Source organism: Sulfitobacter sediminis, assembly GCF_040811725.1.
Classification (GTDB): domain Bacteria; phylum Pseudomonadota; class Alphaproteobacteria; order Rhodobacterales; family Rhodobacteraceae; genus Sulfitobacter; species Sulfitobacter sediminis.
The window spans coordinates 138,971-160,297 of sequence record NZ_JBFNXX010000001.1 but is presented as its reverse complement, the minus strand read 5'-3'; the positions used below and the strand labels follow the sequence as shown (position 1 = coordinate 160,297).

Here is a 21,327-nt window from a genome sequence, read left to right as displayed (position 1 = left end):
CTTACGGCAATTCATCCGACGGGATGATGCCAAAGAACTGCCCGCCTGACCAGACGCCAAACCAGCCCTCGTGATGCTGGCCCAGATCGACGAGCCGGTAAAAGCTCTTGCGGTCAATCAGCGCCTCGAGGTTGCGGCGGATCAGCACGTAGGGCGAAGGCTCGCCGGTCTCGGGGTCACGCTCAACCCGGATGGGATAATCCGGCCCCGCCTTGGCCTGGTCATCGACATTGGTGACAAAGGTCAGCAACTGGCTCTCGCCCTCTCCAGTCACGTCGAAATCCACCGCGACGAAAGGCGCATCCTCCACCGTGATGCCCACCTTCTCGACCGGGGTGACAAGGAAATACTTGTCGCCCTCGCGCCAGAGAATCGTCGAGAAAAGCTTCACCAGTTCCCGCCGCCCGATGGGCGTCCCCTCGTAGAACCAGGTGCCGTCGCGCCGGATCTGCATGTCGAGATCGCCGCAGAACGGCGGGTTCCATTTCTCCAACGGCGGCAATCCGCGGCCTTTTGCCGCTTTTGCAGACGCGGCAAGGCTGTTTGCGGTCGGTGTCACAGTTTTTTGTCCACTCATTGCTTTTGCCATTTCCCATATAAGAGATAGATTTGCTGTAACGACATATAGCCCCAAGGAACACATTGTCATGACCCAGGCCGAAGACATGGTCGCGCAGATCGAAGCCCTGGGCGAGAAGCTCGCCAAGGCAAAGGACTCCATCACCAAGCGATTCATCGGCCAGGAACGGGTGGTCGAGCTGACGCTGACGGCGCTTCTGTGCGGCGGGCATGGTCTGCTGATCGGTCTGCCGGGGCTGGGAAAGACTCGCCTGGTCGAGACGCTCAGCACGGTCATGGGCCTGCACGGCAACCGGGTGCAGTTCACGCCTGACCTGATGCCGGCCGATATCCTTGGCTCGGAAGTGCTGGACACCGCTGCGGACGGCACGCGGGCCTTCCGGTTCATCGAGGGGCCGATCTTTTGCCAGTTGCTGATGGCGGACGAGATCAACCGCGCCTCGCCCCGGACGCAATCGGCGCTGCTGCAAGCGATGCAGGAAAAAACCGTCACGGTCGCGGGGCAGAACCGGCCCCTCGGCGTACCCTTCCACGTACTGGCGACGCAGAACCCGATTGAACAGGAAGGCACCTATCCGCTGCCCGAGGCGCAGCTTGACCGTTTCCTCGTTCAGATCGACGTGGCCTACCCCGACCGCGACACTGAGCGGGATATCCTGCTGGCCACCACGGGCGAAACAGAAGCGCAGTCGACGCAGGTCTTTACCGCGGAGGAACTGATCGAGGCGCAGCGCTTGCTGCGGCGGATGCCGGTGGGCGAGTCGGTGGTCGAGATGATCCTCGATCTGGTCCGGGCCTTCCGCCCAGAAGAGGAAAGCGCCAGCGCCAGGGTGCGCGAGACCGTGGCCTGGGGGCCCGGCCCGCGTGCCGCACAGGCGCTCATGCTGGCGGTGCGCGCCAAGGCGCTGTTGGATGGCCGTCTGGCACCTTCCGCAGAGGACGTGCTGAATATGGCGCGGCCGGTGCTGAGCCACCGGATGGCGCTGAACTTTGCCGCCCGGGCGCGCGGCGACAGCCTGCAGGGTCTGATCGACGAAACGGCCGCCAGCCTGACAGGATCGAAGGCCGCCGCGTGAGCACTCCTATCACCCTTCGCGCAGACGCCGAAAACGAGGCCGCCCGCCTGCCAGCCCTGCTGGCGCGGGCCGAGCATCTTGCGGGCGCTGTCCTGCTGGGTGCCCATGGCCGCAGGCGCGCGGGTATGGGGGATGACTTTTGGCAGTACCGCCCCGCACAACCGGGGGACAGCCGCCGCCTGATCGACCACCGCCGCTCGGCCATGGGCGACCAGGAGTTCGTACGCGAACGGGAATGGCAGATCGCGCAGTCCGTGATGCTCTGGGTCGACCAGGGGGCCTCGATGCGGTTCACGTCCGAGAAACATCTGCCGCAAAAGGCAAACCGTGCGCGGCTTTTGGGTCTGGCGCTGGCGATCATGCTCCTGCGCGGGGGCGAACGCGTCGGGCTGACAGGTACATCCTTGCCACCCCGGCGTGGCAATCCGCAGGTACTGCGGCTGGCCGAGATGTTCTGCCGCGACGACGCGGCGGATTACAGCCCCCCGGAACACCGGGCGATGATCCCGCATGCACGGGCCGTGTTCATCTCGGATTTCCTCGGCGATCTGGCGGAGGTGCAACTGGCGCTGACCAAGGCGGCTGACCGCGGGGTGCGCGGGGTGCTTTACCAGGTGCTCGACCCGTCGGAAGAGCTTTTTCCCTTCACCGGGCGCACCATATTCGAAAGCGTCGGCGGCACGTTGAGCCATGAAACGCTCAAGGCCAACGATCTGAAGGGGCGCTATCTGGAACGTCTCGCCGAACGCAAGGCGGAACTTCAGCGGCTGTGCACGCTGACCGGCTGGCAGTATGGGCTGCACCACACCGACCATTCGGCGCAATCGGCACTCTTGTGGCTTTATGGCGCGCTGGATGCGCGCGGTGGGGTAGCGGCATGACCGTTCTGGGCGGCATCGGTTTCACGGCTCCCTGGCTGCTGACCGCGCTTCTCGCGCTGCCGATCCTCTGGCTGATCCTGCGCGCGGTGCCACCGGCGCCGATCCGTCGGCGGTTTCCGGGTGTGGCGTTGCTGCTGGGCCTCAAGGACGACGAGAGCGTGTCAGACCGGACGCCGTGGTGGCTGCTCCTGCTCCGTATCCTCGCGGTCGCGGCGATCATCATCGGGCTTGCAGGACCAGTGCTGAACCCGCAGCAAGATCAGGCCGAAGGCGACGGCCCACTGTTGATGGTGCTGGACGGGAGCTGGGCCGGGGCCACCCGATGGACCGAGCAGCTTGAGGTGATCGAGGCGCAGCTGACCAAGGCGAGCCGGGCGGAAAGACCGGTGGGCTTCCTGGTGCTGTCACGGCCCGATGAACCGTCGTTCCAGTCGGCCGACGTCTGGCGCACGCGGCTGGCGGGCTTTGCCCCCGCACCCTGGCAGCCATCGGAACAGGATATCGACCGGTCGGTCGAGATCATGGCCGGGCTTTCGGACTTTGACACGCTATGGTTCAGCGATGCGCTGGACTATGACGGGCGCGAAACCTTGCTGGACGCGCTGCAGGCGCGCGGCGCGGTCGAGGTCTATCAGACGGCGGCAAACGTGCTGGCCATCGCGCCCGCGGTCTACGAGAACAACGTTGTGAACCTCAGCGTTTCCCGCGCCATCCCAGGTCAGGAGCGCGAGGTTATCATTCAGGCCGAGGGGCGCGACCCGGCGGGAAACGCGCGTATCCTTGCGACGGCGACTGCGACCTTTGGGACGGGTGAGACCACGGCGGCTGCGGAGCTGTCGCTGCCGTCTGAGCTGCGCGCGCGGATCACCGGGTTCACCATTGCCGGGCAACGGTCGGCCGGGGCGACGACGCTGGTGGACGACGGGTTGCGCCGCCGCGAGGTTGCCTTGATCGGAAGCGACAGTGCGGAGGAAGGGCTGCAGCTTCTGTCGCCGCTGCATTACATCGAACAGGCGCTCATTCCGACGGCGGACCTGATCGACGGGTCGATTGCGGATGTCTTGCCCGCCAACCCGGACGTGATTGTCCTTGCCGATGTGGCGACTTTGTCGGAGGCGGAGGCGACGCCGCTGCTGGAATGGATTGACGCGGGCGGGATGCTGGTGCGTTTCGCGGGCCCGCGCGTCGCTGCGAGCGATATCAGCCGCTACGACGAGGACCCGCTGATGCCCGTGCGGCTGCGCGCCGGTGGCCGCAGCGTGGGTGGGGCGATGAGCTGGGGCGAGCCGAAGTCGCTGGAGGCCTTCAAGGACACCTCACCGTTCTTCGGGCTGACGATCCCTGATGACGTTGTGGTGACCGCGCAGGTGGTGGCGCAGCCCGACCCGACGCTTGCCGAACGGGTGATCGCCTCGCTGAGCGACGGAACGCCGCTGGTGACACGCAAGGCGGTGGGACCGGGGCAGATCGTATTGTTCCATGTGACGGCAACGGCGGAATGGTCGACGCTTCCACTGTCGGGGCTGTTTGTCGAGATGCTGGAGCGGCTGGCGGTGTCTTCTGCCGCCGCCTCGCCGGAGGCCGGCGATCTTGAGGGGACGACCTGGACACCGTTGCGGGTGATGGACGGATACGGGGTGCTGTCGGATGCGGGGAACCTGCCCGGTGTCGACGGGCCCGCCCTGGTCTCGGCCCCGGCGGGTCCTGCGATGCAGCCGGGAATATACGGCAACGGTGACCGGCGGTTGGCACGGAACGTCTTTGCCGCCGAGAGCACGCTGACGCCGGCAGCCTGGCCCTCGGACGTGCCGGTGCGCGGGCTTGCTGTCGCGCCGGAGCAGCCCATCGCGGGCTGGCTGCTGAGCCTGTCGATCCTGCTTTTGCTGGCGGATGTGGTGGCCTCACTCGCCCTGTCGGGCCGGCTGCTGAATCGCAATTCCGCGACGGTTGGGATGATTCTCGCGCTGCCGTTCGTGCCGCTCGCCCTGCCCGCAGAGGCGCAGTCGGACGCGGACGCCTTCGCGCTGGCGGCAACTGCTGAGGTCACTCTGGCGCATGTGATCACTGGCAACGCCCAGGTGGACGAGATCGCGGCGGCAGGGCTGAACGGGCTGTCCGATACGCTGTTCTTCCGCACCTCGGTCGAACCCGCCCCGGCGACGGCGGTGAACCTCGAGACGGATGAACTGGCGTTCTTCCCGATCCTCTACTGGCCGATCACGCCGGACCAACCGCGCCCCTCTACAGAGGCCTATGCAAAGCTGAACGACTACCTGCGCTCGGGCGGGTTGATCCTGTTCGATACGCGGGATGCGGATATCGCGGGGTTCGGCGCATCAAGCCCAAATGGGCGCAAGCTGCAGGATCTGGCCGCACCGCTGGACATCCCGCCGCTGGAGCCGCTGCCGAGCGATCATGTGCTCACGCGGACCTTCTATCTTTTGCAGGATTTCCCCGGCCGCCACATGAGCCGCGACGTCTGGGTCGAGGCGGCACCGCCCGATGCAGAGCAGATCGAGGGGATGCCCTTCCGCAACCTCAATGACGGTGTGACACCGGTGGTGATCGGCGGCAACGACTGGGCGGCGGCCTGGGCGGTGCGCGGGGACGGCAGCCCGCTACTGCCGGTGGGGCGCGGGTTCTCGGGCGAGCGGCAGCGCGAACTGGCCTACCGCTTTGGTGTCAACCTCATCATGCATGTGCTGACGGGCAACTATAAGTCCGACCAGGTGCATGTGCCCGCACTTCTGGACAGGTTGGGCCAATGACCGCGAGCATCGTCTACGATCCCCTGATCCCTGTGCCGCTGCTGATCGTGGTGGTGATCATCGCGCTAATCGCGCTGATTCTGGCCATCCTGCGCGGGCTGAATGGCTGGCCACTGCGGGCGCTGGCCTCGGCCGTGGTGCTGGGGGCCTTGGCAAACCCGTCCTACCAGCAGGAAGATCGTGCGCCACTTACCGATATCGTGCTGCTGGTCGAGGACGAAAGCGCCAGCCAGCGACTTGCCGACAGGGCCGAGCAGACACGCGGTGCGGCCGATGCGCTGGCCGCGCAGATCACCGCGCGCGAGAACACGGAGCTGCGGCGCATTTCCGTCGCGGATGGTGCCGGGGACGCGGGCACCGAGTTGATGACGGCGATCAGCGAGGCGCTGGCAGAGGAGCCGCGCGCGCGCATCGCCGGTATCCTCGCGGTAAGCGACGGGCGTGTGCATGACGCCGATCTGCCGCTCGATCTGCCCGCCCCTATGCATTTGGTGATGACCGGTAAGGAAGCGGATTGGGACCGCCGGTTGACGGTGCGCAATGCACCCGCCTTTGCCATCATCGGGGAGCCTGTCACGCTGACCCTGCGCATCGACGATCTGGGCGCGGCACCAGAGGGGCAAGCCCTTGCCCCGCTCGATATCTCCATTGACGGCGAACCTGCGCAGACCTTTCAGGTGCCCATCGGTCAGGACCTCGAATTGCCGATCACCCTGCCTCACGGCGGACGCAACGTGATCCGCTTTTCCCTGCCAGAGGCGGAGGGAGAGCTGACGGATCGCAACAACGCGGCACTTATCCAGATGAACGGTGTCCGTGACAGGCTGAGCGTGCTGCTGGTCAGCGGTGAGCCGCATCCCGGCGGGCGTACGTGGCGCAATCTGTTGAAGTCCGACAGCTCGGTCGACCTTGTTCACTTCACAATCCTGCGCCCGCCCGAGAAGCAGGATGGCGTGCCGGTCAATGAACTGTCGCTGATCGCCTTTCCGACGCGCGAGTTGTTCATGGAGAAGATCGACGATTTCGACCTGATCATCTTCGACCGCTACCGGCGGCGGGGCATTCTGCCCGCGCTCTACCTCGACAACGTGGCGAATTACGTGCGTGAGGGGGGCGCGGTTCTGGTGGCCGCGGGGCCGGATTTCGCGACCGCGGATAGCTTGTCGCGCTCGCCTCTGGGGGCAGTTCTGCCTGCTGTGCCCACGGCGCGTGTGCTAGAGCAACCCTACCGCCCGACCGTGACGGATCTGGGCAAGCGGCATCCCGTGACTGCGGATCTGCCGGACAACGGTGACTGGGGCCGGTGGCTGCGCCAGATCGACGTGGCGGAGCCGCAGGGCAACGTGGTGATGGAAGGCGTGGACGAACGGCCCTTGCTGGTGCTGAACCGCGTGGGCGAGGGGCGCGTGGCGCTGATGGCGTCGGATCACGCATGGCTGTGGTCACGCGGGTACGAGGGCGGCGGGCCGCAGCTGGAATTGCTGCGGCGGCTGGCGCATTGGATGATGAAGGAACCCGAGCTTGAGGAAGAGGCGCTGACCGCGAATGCCGAGGGGCAGACGATGCGGATCACGCGGCGGACGCTTGGCAACTCGGTGCCGCCGGTGACGGTGACGGCCCCTGACGGGAGCACGGTGGAGGTCGAGTTGACCGAAGGATCGGCGGGGCTCTTCGAAGGGGTCTACGAGGGGCCAGAGATCGGGCTTTACCGGCTGGAGAACGGGGACCAGAGTGCGGTGATCGGGCTGGGGCCTGCAGCGCCGCGGGAGTTCGTTGAGACGATTGCGAGCGACGAGGTGCTTGATCCGGTGGTGACGGCGCTGCGTGGGGGCGTGGCGCGGGCCGAGGACGGTGTACCGCGGTTGCGCGATGTGCGTCCGGGCCGTCCGGCGGCGGGGCGCGGCTGGCTCGGGATCACCCCGCGCGGGGCCTATGAGACGCGGGACATCCGGCAGACGGCGATCCTGCCGGGGTGGCTGGTGTTGTTCCTGTCGGCGCTGTTCATCACGGCGGCATGGCTGCGCGAGGGGCGGCGCTGACGGTTTCTTTTTTTTGAGACGGTTGCGGCCCGGCCTTCTGCCGGGGCGCGTCAGATGGCCCGCAGGAGCAGGCCGCCTGCGAGGATGACGACGACACCGCCTGCGAGGATTTCCAGCCCGGCCATGGCACGGGCCATTTGCGGCGATCCTGTCAGACCGGCCAGCACACCGCCGCGCAACCCGCCCGCGGCAAGGCCCACGAAAATCGTGATCAGCGCGGTGCCGATGGCCATGGCGAAAGCCCCGGCGATGCCCAAGGCACCGATGCCCATCTGCCATGTGATGATCAGCACGAACAGCGCGCCGGTGCAGGGGCGAATGGCGATCCCGGCAATAAGTACCACCGCCTCGCGCAGGGTGCCTGCGTGTTCGACCTGCTGGAGGGTCGGGCCGTGGGCGTGGCCGCAGGTGTCGCAGACGTGGTCGTGACCCGCGTGGGCGTGGTCGTGGGGTTTGTGCATCAGCTTGCGCGCGCCGCGCCAGACGAGCCAGAGGCCAATAAGGGCGATGGCACCGTAGCTGACGGGGGCCATGAGGGCCTCGGTCGTGTCGACGAGGGCCTGGCGGCCGAGGTTCAGGACGAGGACGCCGAGGTAGACAAGGGCGACGGCCGTGACCGCCTGCCCCAGCGAGGCGAGGAGCGCGATGAGCGACAGGCGCAGCATCGGCACGCGGCGGGCAAAGCCGTAGCCGCCGATCAGGACCTTGCCGTGACCGGGCCCGGCGGCGTGGGCGAGGCCATAGGCAAAGCAGGCTGTGAGCAGGGCAATGACCGCACCGGCCTCTCCGGCGCGGGCGCCGCGGAGGGCGCGGGCGATTGTGTTCTGGAACTCGCGCTGCTGGGACGCGGCCCAGGCGGAGAGCTGGTCGAAACCGCCGGTCAGCCAGAACCAGCCGAGGGTGGCGAGGACCGCGAGGGTGGCAAGGCTCAGGACATATCGCATGTGACGACGACGGTGGTGGCGAGGAGGCCGCCGATGTCGGGCAGGCCTTCTTCTTCGGGGGTGGTGTCCATGTCGAGCTGGGCGAGCAGGTCGCGCATTTCGCGGAGGCGGGCGTCGATGTCGGGGACGTCGAGGCGGTGGCCGCAGGCATTCGTCCCGGTGATCGCTACCGGCAGTGTGATGTCATAAGCGGTGTAATAGGTCGCGTCGTAGGGTTTGAGTTCAAGCGGGGTTCCGGGGGTCTGGTCGGAAATGACCTGCCGGACATGGGTGGTGGTGATGCGGCCGTCCTCGTAGGTGGCGGTGGCCTGCATCGGGCCGGAGAGTTGCAGTTCGCGACCGGCCTGCAGGATCACGAGGTCACCGTTGAAGCCCTCGGTCCAGTTCATGTCGAAACCGGTGAGATCGGCCTGTTCGGCGGGGGTGAGGATGCCGTCGAAATCTGGATCGAGGCCGCGGTCTTCCATGATCAGAAGGGAATAGAAATCGTCGTAGGCCCAGGTGGTCTTGACCTCGGTCAGGCGGCCCTCGGCGTCGAAGCTGAGTTCGAGGCCGGTGTCGACAAAGATATGCGGATGCGCGCCGAGCGGGGTGGCGAGCATCAGGGCAGCGGCGAGGGCGGGCAGCGGTTTCATCACGGGTTGGATATAGGACAGCGGTGGTCTGCCAGCAATATCGCGGGGCGTCGCGGGCGGGCGCTTTTCCGCTATTGCAAACGGATGCGGACGCTGGAGGCGCGGCCCTTGGCGTCGATGACGGAGATACGCGAGAAGCCGGGGCCGGTCAGGGGCAGGAGCGCGTCGCGGCGGCGCAGTTCGGTGAGGACGGGAGTGCCGTCGATCAGCACGGTGAGGGGGAGGACGCCAGCGGCGAGTTTGAGCGGGAGGGTGTCGCCCGCCATTTGGAGTGTCGCGCCGTCGGGGGGGAAGCTGACCTTGGGGGCGTCCGGAGCGGGGGCGAAGACGGCGTCGCGGCTGCGGAAACGGCGGAGGGGTTCCGGCAGGGAGGCGGTGCTGAGGAGCAGCGTGTCGAGGGGTAGCGGCGGCAGGGGGTCGGCGGCTGGTTTGAGGCGTCCGAAGGCTTCGAAGAGGATGGGGGCGGCGAGGTCTCCGCCGAAGGCACCGGGGACGGGTGTGCCGTCGGGGCGGCCCAGCCAGACGCCGATGACGTGCCGTCCGTCAAAGCCGATGGCCCAGGCGTCGCGGTGGCCGTAGGAGGTGCCGGTCTTGTAGGCGATGTCGCGGGTGTCTCGGGCGATGCCTTGGGGGGCCGGGATGCTGGCGAGGATGTGGCTGACTTGCCAGGCGGCGCGGGGCGAGACGAGCTGGCGCGCGGGCCGCGCGCCCTGCCCCTGTTCCCAGATCAGCGGTTGCGCGGTGCCGCCGTTGGAGAGGCCGCCGTAGAGTTGCACGAGGTCGTTGAGCGTGAGGCCGACGCCGCCCAGAGCCACGGCGAGGCCGGGTTTGCCGCCGGGGATCTGCGGATCGGCCCCGGCCTTGCGCAGGGTGGCCATGAGGCGGGCGGGGCCGAGGTCTTGGGTCAAAAGCACGGGCGGGATGTTGAGCGAGAGTTGCAGCGCCTCGCGCACGGTGAGTTCGCCCCGGAAGATGCCGTCGAAATTCTGGGGTGCGTAGCGGCCGAAGGCGACGGGGGAATCGTCGATCAGCGTGTCCGGGTGGGCGAGGCCCTGGTCGAAGGCGAGGGCGTAGATCAGGGGTTTCAGGGTAGAGCCGGGGGAGCGGACGGCGGTGGTCATGTCCACGAAGCCGCGCGCGCCGTTCCGGGCGGAGTAGCCGGGGGAGCCGACGGAGGCGAGGATTTCGCCGGTCTGGTGGTCGGCGACGAGGATGGCGGTGGAGACGCCCTGTGCCTGGCCTTGGGTCGCGCGGGTGGCGAGGCGTTCCATCTGGTGCTGGAGACGGGCGTCGAGTGTGAGATCGTGGCGCTGGCGGAGGGGGTCGGCCTTGTGCAGGCGGTCGGCGAGGTGAGGCGCGAGGCGGACGAAGGGGCGCATGCGGTCGGGGAGCGCTGCGAGGCGGGTTGGTTCGAGGGCATCGTTGCGGGCGAGGACGCGGGTGCGGGCGGAATCCGCGGCCAGATGGTGGCGGTCTGGGCGGCGGGCTTCGGGGGCCTGCGGGAGGGCGACGAGCAGGGCGGATTCCGCCGGGGTCAGGCGCGCGGGTTCCTTGCCGAACCACGCGAGCGATCCGGCGCGTAGGCCTTCGATGCGGCCGCCGTAGGGGGCGTGGAGGAGGTAGAGTTCGAGGATCTGTTCCTTGGTGAGCCGTTTTTCGAGGGCGAGGGCGAGGCGGATTTGCCTGACCTTGCCCTGCCAGCGCCCGGTGCCGGAGTTTTCGATCAGGCGGGCGACCTGCATCGTCAACGTCGAGCCGCCGGAGACCACGCGGCCATGCCAAAGGGTCTGGCCGGCGGCGCGCAGGGCGGCCCATGGGTCGACGCCAGCGTGACGGTAGAAGCGCTTGTCCTCGTAGGCGATGAGCATGGAGAGGAAATCGGGGTCGACGTCTGCGAGCGCGAAGTTGAGGCGGACGCGCCCGTCTTCGACCGGGAAGACGCGCATGAGGGTGCCGTGGCGGTCGCGGACCTCGACGGAGGTTTCGACGAGGACCGGGGGCACCTCGGTTTTTGCGACCCAGGTGTCGAAGGCGTCGCGCAGGCCCGCGCCCATCCCGAGGGCGAGGACGAGGGCAAGAAAGACGTGCGCCCGGATCACGGCAGGACGGTCATCTGGCCGGTGGCCGTGAAGGCGTGGTATTCGGGGCGGTACATGTCTTCGACGATGGCGGCGGGGTGGTGGTACGTGCCGGGTGTGACGGCGCGGACGATGTAGGCGAGGCGGAAGGTTTCGGCATTGCGGTGGTTGACGGCGGCGATGAAGCGGTCGCTGCGGAATTCAGCGGTTTCCGCCGAAGCGGTGTCGAGCCAGTCGAGCGCGCCGATCTCGCCGCTGCGGATGAGGTTGGGGTTGTCGATCTCGAAACCTGCGGGCAGCGGGTCATCGATGATGAGCCGTGCCCCGATTTCCTCGAAAGGGGTGACCTCGATCACGGTCACGAGGCGTTCACCGGCCTGCACGGGGCCTTCGACAGGGGCACCTTCCATGGTGAAGTAGCTGCGGGTGATGCGGTAGCCGTAGCCGTCGGCGGCAGGGGGGACCTCGGGAACGCCGTAGGCGGTCATGGTGACGTCCATGGGGGCGGTGCCGATGTTCTCGATCACCGAGGCGACTGTGTCGGTGTCGCTGAGGGTCTTGATGACGGGCCCTGCCGCCGCCTGCCCGTCGACGCGCAGGCCGGGCACGGCATCGGGGGAGGCGAGGGCATGGGCGGCCATGACGACCTGTGCGGCCTCTTGCGTGGACAGCCTGCCGGTGTGGCGATGGACGAGGCTGACGAGGTCGGCGGGGTTGAGGGCGACACTTCCCGCCTCGGCGCTGAGTTTCAGGACGGCGGCGGTGTCGCGGAGCGGCGTGCCGAAGTCGTCGCGCCAGCCCGGGGTCGGGTCGATTCCGACCAGCATCGCACCGGCGCGGCGGAACATGGCGTCGGCGCGCACCAGGTCGCCGTAGGAGGCGAGGGCCGCGCCAAGCTGGGCAACGGCCAGGGGTGTGGCGAAGTCCTGCGCCTTGGTGTCGGCGTAGTAGCGCAGGTCGCCCATGTTGGCGGCCCCTTCGCGGGCGAGGACGAGGAGCGCGTAGGCGATGTCTTCGCCGCCCCGGTCGAAGTCGGGCGCGTAGCTGATGCGGTTGCGCAGGTTGTCCATGGCGAGGCTGAAGGCGAGGTCCGGCACCACGTGGCCCTGCGCGCGGGCGCGGGAGAGGAAGTCGGTGACATAGGCGTCGAGCCAGAATTCGCCGGATTCTGCGCGCCAGAGGCCGAAGGCCCCGTTGCTGGCCTGCCGGGTGAGGACGCCGGCGATGGCCTGTTCGATCCGCTCCGCGATGCGTTCGGGCTCTCCCAGGCCCGCAGATTGGGCCATGGAACTGAGGTAGAGAAGCGGCATGGCCCCTGAGGTCACCTGTTCGGTGCAGCCGTAGGGGTAGCGGTCAAGCTGGCGCAGGAGGCCCGGCACGTCGAAACGGGCGAGCGGGCCTGCGGTGAGTGTTGCCGTGCCAGTGCCGAGGCGGAGCCCTGCGAAGACGTTGGTGTCGAAGGTGAAGGCCTCGCCGGGCCCGAGGGAGAACTGGCGGGTGAGTGCGGTTTCGGGATCGTTGTTGCGGACGCCGAGGGCGAGGACCTTGCGCAGCTCTTTGCCGCCGGGTGTCTGGAGGACAACGGTAATCAGGTGGTCTCCGGTCTCGCGGCCCGTCAGGGGGATGTCGAGGCGGGCGGAGCCGTTGGCGGCAAGGGAGACGCTGGCGGGGACGTCGCCGAGGGCGAGGCCTGCGTCAGCGAAGATTTGCAGCGGCATGTCACCGGAAGGACCTTCGGCGTGGACCAGTTCCAAGAGCAGGCGGCTTTGGTCGCCGGGGGCGAGGAAGCGCGGGAGGGAGGCGGTGACGACGACCGGGTCGCGGGCGATGGTGTCCCGGGCGGCGTCGCCCACGGCGGATTTGCTCCAGGCGACGGCCATCAGCTTGATGGTGCCATTGAAGGCGGGCTTGATGATCTCGACCTCGGCACGGCCGTCGGGGCCGACGGGGATAGGGCCGGAGAAGAAGGCCATGAGTTTCTCGGTCGGCGGAGGCGACTGGACCTGCGCGCTGGCAGCCGCGTCACCGCCGGAGCGGACGGTGCCCATGGCGCCGTTCATGCCGTCGATGAGACGGCCGTAGAGGTCGCGGATTTCGACGCCAAGTCGGCGCTGTCCGAAGTAGTGGTCGGTGACGTCGGGGGCCTCAAAACCTGTCAGATTCAGGATACCCACATCGACGGCGGCGAGGGTGACATAGGCTGTCTCGCCTTGCGCGATGCCGTCCACGGTGACAGCCGCGCGCACGATGCCCGCCTGCCCGTCCGTGACTTCGGGCGCGTCGATGGCGACGGTCAGGGCCTTTGGGCCGGGGGCGATGCTGGCGTGGGCCACGCCAAGCTGGCGGGCGGGGTTGAGGCCAGCGGAGACGTCCATAGGGCGGATGACGGCGGCGGTGACATAGGCGCCGCTGCCCCAGCTTTCATCGATGGGCAGGGTGATGGTGTTCTCGCCCGCCGTTACGGGGACGGTGCGGCGGTCGATGGTGCGGTTCGACAGGACAGAGACGATGGCGATGCCCTCGGCCTCGGCCACGAGGCGGAGGGTGGCGGTGTCGCCGATGCTGTAGCTTTCGGCGTCGAGGGACATCTCAAGCCGGTCGGGCGTGTCGGTCGCGCCGTCGCCGCCGTACCAGCCGGAGTAGAACGGAACGGAGGACACCGCGTAGGGCGCGCCGATGCGTCCGACGACGATCTCGTATGTGCCCCATTCGGTGGGGGCGGAGACGATGACCGGGTCAGCGCCGAGGGTCGCCTCGCCCGTGTCGACGCGGATGCGGCGGGTGACGGGTTCCCAGTTCCAGTTGCCGTAGATTTGGTACCATTGGTAGCGGGTCTCGACGCGGTTGACGGTCCAGCGGACCTGCATGGGGGTCGCGCTGCCGTCGGGGGCGACGGCGATCAGGTCAAAGGAGGCTTCGGTGCCCTCGGGCAGGACGTCGTCGAAGCGCGGTTTGATGCCGATGAGCGGGGTATCGGGCGTGACCGCTTTGGTCACGCGGCGTTCGACGGGGCGGCCGGAGCCTTCGGCGACGCGCAGGATCACCTGCGCCTCGAGCGGGAGGCCGGGGTCTTCGTCGAGTGCGGGGAGCTCAAGGGCGAGCGTGGCCTGGCCCGTGGCATCGGTGGTGGCGTCGCCCAGATAGGATGTCTGGGTGCGGAAGGGCGCGTCGTGGGGGCCGAACTGGTAGCCGTCCCATCCGGCGAGATTGCGCACGGCGCGCAGGCGCAGGTCGCCTTCGACCCGCAGGTCGGCACCGGGAGCGCCGAAGAGGTAGCGGACGTCGACGCGGGCGGGCGGGGTCTGGCCAAGGCGCAGGGGGGCGTCGGGCAAGGTGATGTCGAAGTCGATGCGTTCGGGCAGGAAATCCTCGACCAGCACGACTTGGCTGGCGAGCGCGGGGGCGTCGACGTCAGAGAGGATGTCGAGCCGCCACGCGCCGCGCGGGACATCCGGACCGAGTGGGAGGGCGAAGACGTGGCCGCCTGCCTGCGCTTTCTGGCTGAGCTGGCGGCTGTATTCGACACCGTCGGGGCGGCGGAGGATCGCGGTGACGGGCAGGCCCTCGATGGCTTTGGCCTCGGCATCACGGGTCAGCGCGGTGGCGTAGATCGTCTCGCCCACGCGGTAAGCGCCCCGGTCGGTGGTCAGGAAGGTGTCGATGGGGGGCGCGGGGGGATGGCCCTCGACGCCCCGGTCGGAGAGGTCGAAGGCGGGGTCGGTGAGGGGGAGGAAGGCGATGTCGGTCTCGCCCTCTTCAGCCAGCAGGAGCGCGGGGCTGGCAGCCCCTTCGCCGCGTGTGAGACCGGCGGGGAAGCGGGCAAGGCCCTCGGCGTCCGTGGTGACGGTGCCGAGGACGGCGTTGGCCTGGCTGACGAGGCTGAGGGTGACGCCTTCGGCAGCGGAGGCATCGGAGAGGCGGCGCACGGCAACCTGCATACCGTCGGTGCCGATCCAGGTGGTCAGGCCCAGATCGGAGAGGACGAACCACTGCATCGCTGGGGCGTTGTCGTAGGGGTCCTGCCCCGGCACGGCGGCGGAGAGGGCGTAGATGCCGGGCGCTTGTCCTGCGAGTGCCTCGCCCATGGGCAGGCGGGTGGTCATGTCGGCGTTGAGATCGTTCTGGACCTCGGCCTGACCGGTCCAGACTTCCTGCGCCATGGTGTCGGTGAATTGCTCGGCGTCGTAGGTGGCGAGGGGGCGTCCGAAGTAGCTTTCGCGGATGGCGCGGACGAGGTTGCGGTCGCTGACGCGGTTGAGGCGCAGGTCAAGGGTGGTGACGTTGACCGTCTCGACCGGGAGGGCGGCATCGGCGCTGCGCGGCAGGACGTAGGCGCGGCCGGGGAAGCGGACGGCGGGGGTACGGTCGCGGACGTAGAGCGCCAGTTGCACGTCGCGGTGCAGGGTTTCGCCGCTGGCGGCAGGCAGGCCCGCGCGGAAGGTGACGGCGTAGCGCTGACCGTGATCGACGCCGTCGATGCAAAGCTGGCTGTCTTGGGCGTCAACGACGAAGCCGCGGCCTTCGATGCGCACGAAGGGTTCGTAGTCGACCCCGGCCTGCACGAGGGGTTCGGAGAATTCCGCGCAGATGCGGGGGGCGGCGGCGGCGTTGTCGACGCGGTGTTCGGTGAGGCGGAAGCCGTATTTGCCGATGGCCTCGTCCAGCGCCTCGGCCACGCTGTCGCGCGGGGCGATGGATTGCGACAGGCGCAGCGTTGGGATCATGTCGCGGCCACGGCCGTTGACCTCAAGTGCCTGGGCCATCATCTGCAACGCTTCCACCCGCGTACCCTGCTGATCGGCGCGCAGATATCCGTTGATTGCGGCCTGCAAAGCCTCAAGGCGGAGACGGCGGCGGTCATCGTTGTCGCCACTGCCCGCGCGGATCAGGGCGAGGCGGGCGTAGCTGGTCCAGAGGTCGGCGCGGTCCGAAAGTGCTGCGGCCTTGCCTGCCCAGCGGAAGGCGGCAGCGGTTTCACCAGCCTGCTCCGCCCCGGTCAGCGCGCCGGTGAGTTCCTCCAGCGTCTCGGCATCGAAAGAATAGCGGGCGCTGTTCGTCGCAACGAAACCGGCTGCTGCCTGCAAATCAGCGTCTTCGAGAAATGCCAGATCGGCCCGCCGCGCCTGCCCCACAGCCAGCACGCCGGGATCGGTGGCAACCTTGCGCGCCGAAAGCGCGCCGGAATAGGGCTGTCGGTCGGTAATCGCCGACTTGGGGAAACAGGCATCGTTGCGCATGTTGAAGGTGAAAGCGATACAATCCTCCTGTGCAGAACAGGCGCGTGCACAGCCCTCTTGGCTGGTGTTGAAAATATTCGTCAGGTCCGCACCGAAGAAATCGACATCGCGGGAATAGAGATAGCGGTGCTCCGGCAGAGCGGTCTGTGCCTGAGGCTGGGCAGCAGAAATGAGGGCCAGGATCAACGAGAGGGCCATGCCGGAAATGAGGCGCATCGGAAATCTCCTTTTGGAATGACCGAAGCGTGCCACGCGCTGGCCGCATCGGGCAAGTCTAGCGGCCGACTTAAGCCAATTTTCACCACGTCGGTGCAGGATGCGAAGACATCCGTGGGGAAAGAGCGGCCCATGAACCTGAACAGCAGACTGACCGAGGAACGGCGCAGAAGGCTGGCCGCCGAACGCCTGCTGGAATTGAGGCAGGCAGAGCTTGCCGCGGCCAACCGCAAACTGGGTCAGCACGCCCAGCACCTGAGCGAACAGGTCGTTGAGACACGGGCACAAAACGCCACGATCCTGAAAGAAAACCGGCGGGTGAAATTGGACCTCAGCGCCGTCACCCAGCGCGCAGAGGTGAGCGAGCGGCGGCTTTGGCACCCCATGCAGTCGATCGACGGGGCGGTCGCACTCTTCGATTCGAACCTCGAACTGGTCATCGCCAACGACGCCTATCTTGCCGTCTTCGAGGACCTTGAGGCGGTGAGGCCGGGGGTGAGCTACGTCACGCTGATCCAGTTGCTCACCGACGAGGGGATTGTCGAACCGGGCGACATGACCCCCGATGCCTGGCGCGAAATGATGATCAACCGGCTTGGGATGGCGACGCCGGAACAGGTGACGATCAGGCTATGGAACGGCGAATACGCCCGCATCATCGACCAGCGCAGCCCGGAGGGCGACCTCGTTTCGCTCTGTTTCAACGTGACCGAACGGATCGCCTACGAGGAAAAACTGAAAAAGGCGCGCATGATCGCCGAAAGCGCGAACAGGGCAAAGTCGGCGTTCCTTGCGAACATGACACACGAGCTGCGCTCACCCATGAACGGGGTAATCGGGATGGTTGATTTACTGCGGGAGACCGCCCTGAACGAAGAGCAGCGCGCCTATGCCGAGACCATCAAGCACTCGGCCGAAGCGCTGCTCGTCATCATCAACGACGTACTCGATTACTCCAAGATCGAAGCGGAGCGGATTAGCCTGAAGGTCGAGAGTTTCGAGCTGGGACCGGTGTTGCAGGACGTGATGATGCTGTTCTGGCCAACGGCGTCCGAAAAGGGGGTCGATCTGGTTCTGGATGCCGATCCGGCCCTGCCCGAGCGGGTCATTGGCGACGCCGGACGCCTGCGGCAGGTTCTGACGAACCTCGTGGGGAATGCTGTGAAATTCACCCAAAGCGGGCATGTGGCCCTCCGGATATCGGGGCACCCCGACCTTGCCAACGGCACGCTCCAGCTGCGGGTGCGGGTGGAGGATACGGGCATCGGCATCCCCGGACATCTGCTGGGTCATATCTTCGGAGAGTTCAATCAGGTGGAGGACACGCGCGACCGGTCCTACGAGGGCACAGGACTTGGTCTCGCGATCAGCGAACGCCTGGTCAAGCTCATGGGCGGGTCGATCTCGGTCACGTCAGCCTTGGGAGAAGGCGCGTGCTTTGACTTTCAGGTGACGCTCAAGCTGGAAAAAGCGGCATCCGCACAGGCGCGTGGTCCGGCGGCGACCCCATCCACCCCGCCATCCGCGGGCGATCCCGCCCCGCGACCAATTCGCATTCTCGCCGCCGAGGACAACGAGACGAACCAGTTCGTTTTTGCGAAAATGCTCGGCGGGCTGAACGCGGATGTGCGTTTTGCGAATGACGGGGAAGAGGCGGTGCGCCTGTTCGACGATTTCGGACCGGACCTCGTCTTCATGGACATCTCAATGCCCAAGATGGACGGGCTTGCCGCCACGCGGGCTATTCGTACGCGGAAAGAGGGCGCAGAGGTTCCTATCATCGCCCTGACCGCCCATGCGCATGAAGAGGACAGGTCCGCGATCCTCGGTGCCGGGCTGACCGACATCCTGACCAAACCGCTGCGCAAGGCACTGATCATCGCGAGGATCGAGACCGCGCACCGGCCCTGGATGTCGCCGCTGGAGTCAACTCAGGACGAGGGGTCTTACCGAACGAAAACCGGTTTCTCTGGGGTTGAGAGATCGTCGCGGAAAGCATAGCCACCGGCATCGAAATCCGTGAGGCTCTCGGCGTCGGTGAGGCGGTTCTGAATGATGAAGCGCGCCATGGCGCCCCGCGCCCTCTTGGCGAAAAAGCTGACGATCTTAGGGCCTTTGCCGTCGCCCTTGTCCTCCATGAACTGTGGCGTGATCACCCGCAGTTTCAACGCCTTGGGCGCAACCGCGCCAAAGTATTCCTGGCTGGCGCAATTGATGAGCGTGTCTGTGGCAAGGTCTTCCGCCTGTGCGTTGAGGGCGTTTGCGATGTCGTCGCGCCAGTAATCGTAGAGGTTCTTGCCGCGCCGGGTCTTCAGCCTGCTGCCCATCTCAAGCCGGTAGGGCTGGATCGCGTCGAGGGGGCGCAGGATGCCGTAAAGACCCGACAGGATGCGCAGATGGTCCTGCGCCCAGGCCATTTCCTCGGCGTCGAGGCTGGCGGCCTCGAGCCCCTGGTAAGTGTCACCGGCAAAGGCGAGGGCGGCGGGACGGGTGTGTGACGCGTCGGGGGCGTCGGCGAAGGTCTTGAAGCGATCGCGGTTGAGGCGGGCGAGGTCGTCGGAGAGGTCCATCAGGCCCTTGAGGTTGCCCAGCGTGAGGTTGCGCATGGTCTTGGCAAGGCGCACCGCGTCGTCCTGAAAATCGGGCTGCGTCATCTGCACATCCCGCGCGTCCCAATCAAGCCTCTTGGCAGGCGAAATCACCACCAGCATTGTCGTCCCCCGTTTTCGGTTTGGACACACATAGCCTTTGGGTCAGGGACCGCAAGGCCGCTGCGGCATTCAGCCCGCTTCGCGGAGAACTTCGAGAAAGGCAGGGCCGAAGCGGGTTGCGCGGCGTTCGCCCAGGATGCGTTCGATGGTGGTCTCGTCGGCGTCGCGGAGTTGGGCGACCTTGGCCAGCAGCGAGGCGGAGCAGCTCAGCGGTTTGTCGGTGCCTGCCTCGCCGCGCGCCAGGTCGGTCTGTATCTGCAAAAGCTGGTCGTAGACCGTACCGGCCTCGCGGCCTGCGAGCTTGCGGCGGGTGGGATGCATGGTTTCCGCCTCGCCGTTGATCACCTCGAGGAACGCCTTGCCGTAGGTGTCGAGCTTCTTGGCCCCTACCCCGCCGATGCGCGCCATGGCGTCGAGGTTGCGGGGGCGGGTTTCAGCCATTTCGATCAGCGTGCGGTCGGTGAAGATGATGTAGGCGGGCACCTTGGCAGCCTCGGCCAGTGCGCGGCGCTTGGCCTTGAGGGCGGAGAGCAGTGGTGCGTCTTCGTCGCTGACCATGGCCTTGACGGCGGGGCGGCGGTTGGCGGCAGCGGTGGCGATGGAATCCTTGCGCAGGATAATCTGTGCCTCGTTGCGCAGGATCGGGAGGGCCGCGTCGGTCATGCGCAGCGCGCCGTGGCGTTCGGGATCGGGGCGGATCAGGTCGTGGCCCATCATCTGGCGGAAGACGGCCTGCCATTGGGCGCGTGTATACTCGGTGCCGACGCCGAAGGTGGGCAGGCCGTCGTGGCCGCGTGCGGCGATCTTGTCCGTCCGGGTGCCGAGAAGGATGTCGATGAGGTGGCCTGCCCCGAACCATTCCTCTGTGCGCAGGATGGCGGAGAGGGCCTTGCGGACGGCGGTGGTGCCATCGAAGACCTCTGCCGGGCTGTCGCAGAGGTCACAGCGGCCGCAGGTGATCTCGGTCTCGCCGAAGTAGGCCAGCAGCGTCTTGCGGCGGCATTTGAGGGCCTCGGCCAATCCGAGCAGGGCGTTGAGGCGGGCGTGGTCCGCCGCGCGGCGTTCGGGCGGGGCGAGGCCCTCGTCGATCTGGGAGCGGCGCAGGCGGATGTCGTCGGGGCCGAAGAGCGTGAGGGTTTCGGCAGGCGCGCCGTCGCGGCCCGCGCGGCCGATTTCCTGGTAGTACGCTTCGATGCTTTTGGGCAGGTCGGCGTGGGCGACCCAGCGGATGTCAGGCTTGTCCACGCCCATGCCGAAGGCGACGGTGGCGCAGACGATCAGGCCGTCCTCCTGCTGGAAGCGCGCTTCGGCGATGCGGCGGTCTTCGGCCTCCATCCCGCCGTGGTAGTGGATGGCGCGCAGGCCCGCGTCATTCAGCGCGCGGGCGAGCCCTTCGGTTTTGGCGCGGGTGCCGCAGTAGACGATGCCGGATTGTCCCTTGCGCGCCGCAGCGAAGGTGAGGATCTGGTCGCGCGGCTTGTTCTTGGCGGCGAAGGCGAGGTGAATGTTGGGCCGGTCGAAGCCGCGCAGGAAGGTCTGTGGCTGGGTGCCGTCGAAAAGCTTTTCGACGATTTCGGCCTGGGTTTCGGCGTCGGCGGTGGCGGTGAAGGCGGCGAGCGGGACGTTGAGGTTGCGGCGCAACTCACCGATGCGGAGATAGTCGGGGCGGAAGTCGTGGCCCCATTGGCTGACGCAATGGGCCTCGTCCACGGCGATCAGGCTGACGCCAACACGTTTGAGCTTCGACATGGCCCCGCCCGAGGCGAGGCGCTCGGGGGCCATGTAGAGCAGCTTGAGCGTGCCCGCCTCGAGACCTTCCCAGACGGCATCGGTTTCCTCTGGCGTGTTGCCGGAGGTGAGTGCGCCTGCGCCGACGCCTGCCTCTTGCAACGAGCGGACCTGGTCGCGCATCAGGGCGATGAGCGGGGAGATGACGACCGTGACCCCGTCGCGCATCATGGCGGGAAGCTGGAAGCAGAGGGATTTTCCTCCGCCCGTGGGCATGATGGCAAGGACGTTTTCATTCGCTGTGACCGCCTCGACGATTTCCTGCTGACCGGGGCGGAAGGCGTCGAATCCGAATACGTCAGAGAGAAGCGTGGCGGCGCTTGTCATCGGGGGAACCTGTAAAATTGTCTGCTCTTTTTATGCAGATTCCCACAC

Annotated in this window: 12 protein-coding genes; 5 read left to right on the top strand and 7 right to left on the bottom strand. The window is 67.2% G+C overall.

Going from position 1 to position 21,327, the window contains the following annotated elements; translation table 11 throughout:
• Position 1: 1 nt before the first annotated feature.
• Positions 2 to 577 carry a DUF1285 domain-containing protein gene (locus AB2B41_RS00765; RefSeq protein ID WP_367875819.1) on the bottom strand — a complete coding sequence of 192 codons (576 nt, stop codon included), beginning with the start codon at positions 575 to 577 and terminating at the stop codon, positions 2 to 4.
• A 70-nt stretch (positions 578 to 647) separates the two neighbouring features.
• On the opposite strand from AB2B41_RS00765, the gene AB2B41_RS00760 reads away from it, so the two are divergent.
• Genes AB2B41_RS00760 through AB2B41_RS00745 form a run of 4 tightly spaced genes read left to right on the top strand, consistent with a single transcriptional unit; the run spans position 648 to position 7,343 of the window.
• Positions 648 to 1,655, top strand: a complete 1,008-nt coding sequence (locus tag AB2B41_RS00760) for an AAA family ATPase (RefSeq protein ID WP_367875818.1) — start codon at positions 648 to 650, stop codon at positions 1,653 to 1,655.
• Complete coding sequence (locus AB2B41_RS00755; protein ID WP_367875817.1) at positions 1,652 to 2,536, top strand: DUF58 domain-containing protein; 885 nt, start codon at positions 1,652 to 1,654, stop codon at positions 2,534 to 2,536. The genes AB2B41_RS00760 and AB2B41_RS00755 overlap by 4 nt, the downstream gene beginning before the upstream one ends.
• Entirely contained in the window at positions 2,533 to 5,304 is a 2,772-nt protein-coding gene (locus AB2B41_RS00750) for a DUF4159 domain-containing protein (RefSeq protein ID WP_367875816.1), read from the top strand. The genes AB2B41_RS00755 and AB2B41_RS00750 overlap by 4 nt, the downstream gene beginning before the upstream one ends.
• Positions 5,301 to 7,343: a hypothetical protein gene (locus tag AB2B41_RS00745; protein ID WP_367875815.1), complete on the top strand. Its 2,043-nt coding sequence runs from the start codon at positions 5,301 to 5,303 to the stop codon at positions 7,341 to 7,343. The genes AB2B41_RS00750 and AB2B41_RS00745 overlap by 4 nt, the downstream gene beginning before the upstream one ends.
• A 50-nt stretch (positions 7,344 to 7,393) precedes the next feature.
• On the opposite strand, the gene AB2B41_RS00740 is transcribed toward AB2B41_RS00745, so the two are convergent.
• From AB2B41_RS00740 to AB2B41_RS00725, 4 genes are all read right to left on the bottom strand, one after another.
• Positions 7,394 to 8,287 (bottom strand): nickel/cobalt transporter, encoded by an 894-nt coding sequence (locus AB2B41_RS00740; protein ID WP_367875814.1) that lies wholly within the window; start codon positions 8,285 to 8,287, stop codon positions 7,394 to 7,396.
• Positions 8,272 to 8,922: a DUF1007 family protein gene (locus AB2B41_RS00735; protein ID WP_367875813.1), complete on the bottom strand. Its 651-nt coding sequence runs from the start codon at positions 8,920 to 8,922 to the stop codon at positions 8,272 to 8,274. The genes AB2B41_RS00740 and AB2B41_RS00735 overlap by 16 nt, the downstream gene beginning before the upstream one ends.
• A gap of 71 nt (positions 8,923 to 8,993) precedes the next feature.
• A complete protein-coding gene (gene pbpC, locus AB2B41_RS00730; protein WP_367875812.1) occupies positions 8,994 to 11,021 on the bottom strand; it encodes a penicillin-binding protein 1C in 2,028 nt (675 codons plus the stop codon).
• Positions 11,018 to 16,453, bottom strand: a complete 5,436-nt coding sequence (locus tag AB2B41_RS00725; RefSeq protein WP_367875811.1) for an alpha-2-macroglobulin family protein — start codon at positions 16,451 to 16,453, stop codon at positions 11,018 to 11,020. The genes pbpC and AB2B41_RS00725 overlap by 4 nt, the downstream gene beginning before the upstream one ends.
• A gap of 132 nt (positions 16,454 to 16,585) precedes the next feature.
• On the opposite strand from AB2B41_RS00725, the gene AB2B41_RS00720 reads away from it, so the two are divergent.
• Entirely contained in the window at positions 16,586 to 18,454 is a 1,869-nt protein-coding gene (locus tag AB2B41_RS00720; RefSeq protein WP_367875810.1) for an ATP-binding protein, read from the top strand.
• Here the strand turns inward: AB2B41_RS00720 and yaaA are convergent.
• Complete coding sequence (gene yaaA / locus AB2B41_RS00715) at positions 18,400 to 19,164, bottom strand: peroxide stress protein YaaA (protein WP_367875809.1); 765 nt, start codon at positions 19,162 to 19,164, stop codon at positions 18,400 to 18,402. The genes AB2B41_RS00720 and yaaA overlap by 55 nt on opposite strands.
• 69 nt (positions 19,165 to 19,233) lie before the next feature.
• Positions 19,234 to 21,279, bottom strand: a complete 2,046-nt coding sequence (gene recQ, locus AB2B41_RS00710; RefSeq protein WP_367875808.1) for a DNA helicase RecQ — start codon at positions 21,277 to 21,279, stop codon at positions 19,234 to 19,236.
• Between the last annotated feature and the right edge of the window lie 48 nt (positions 21,280 to 21,327).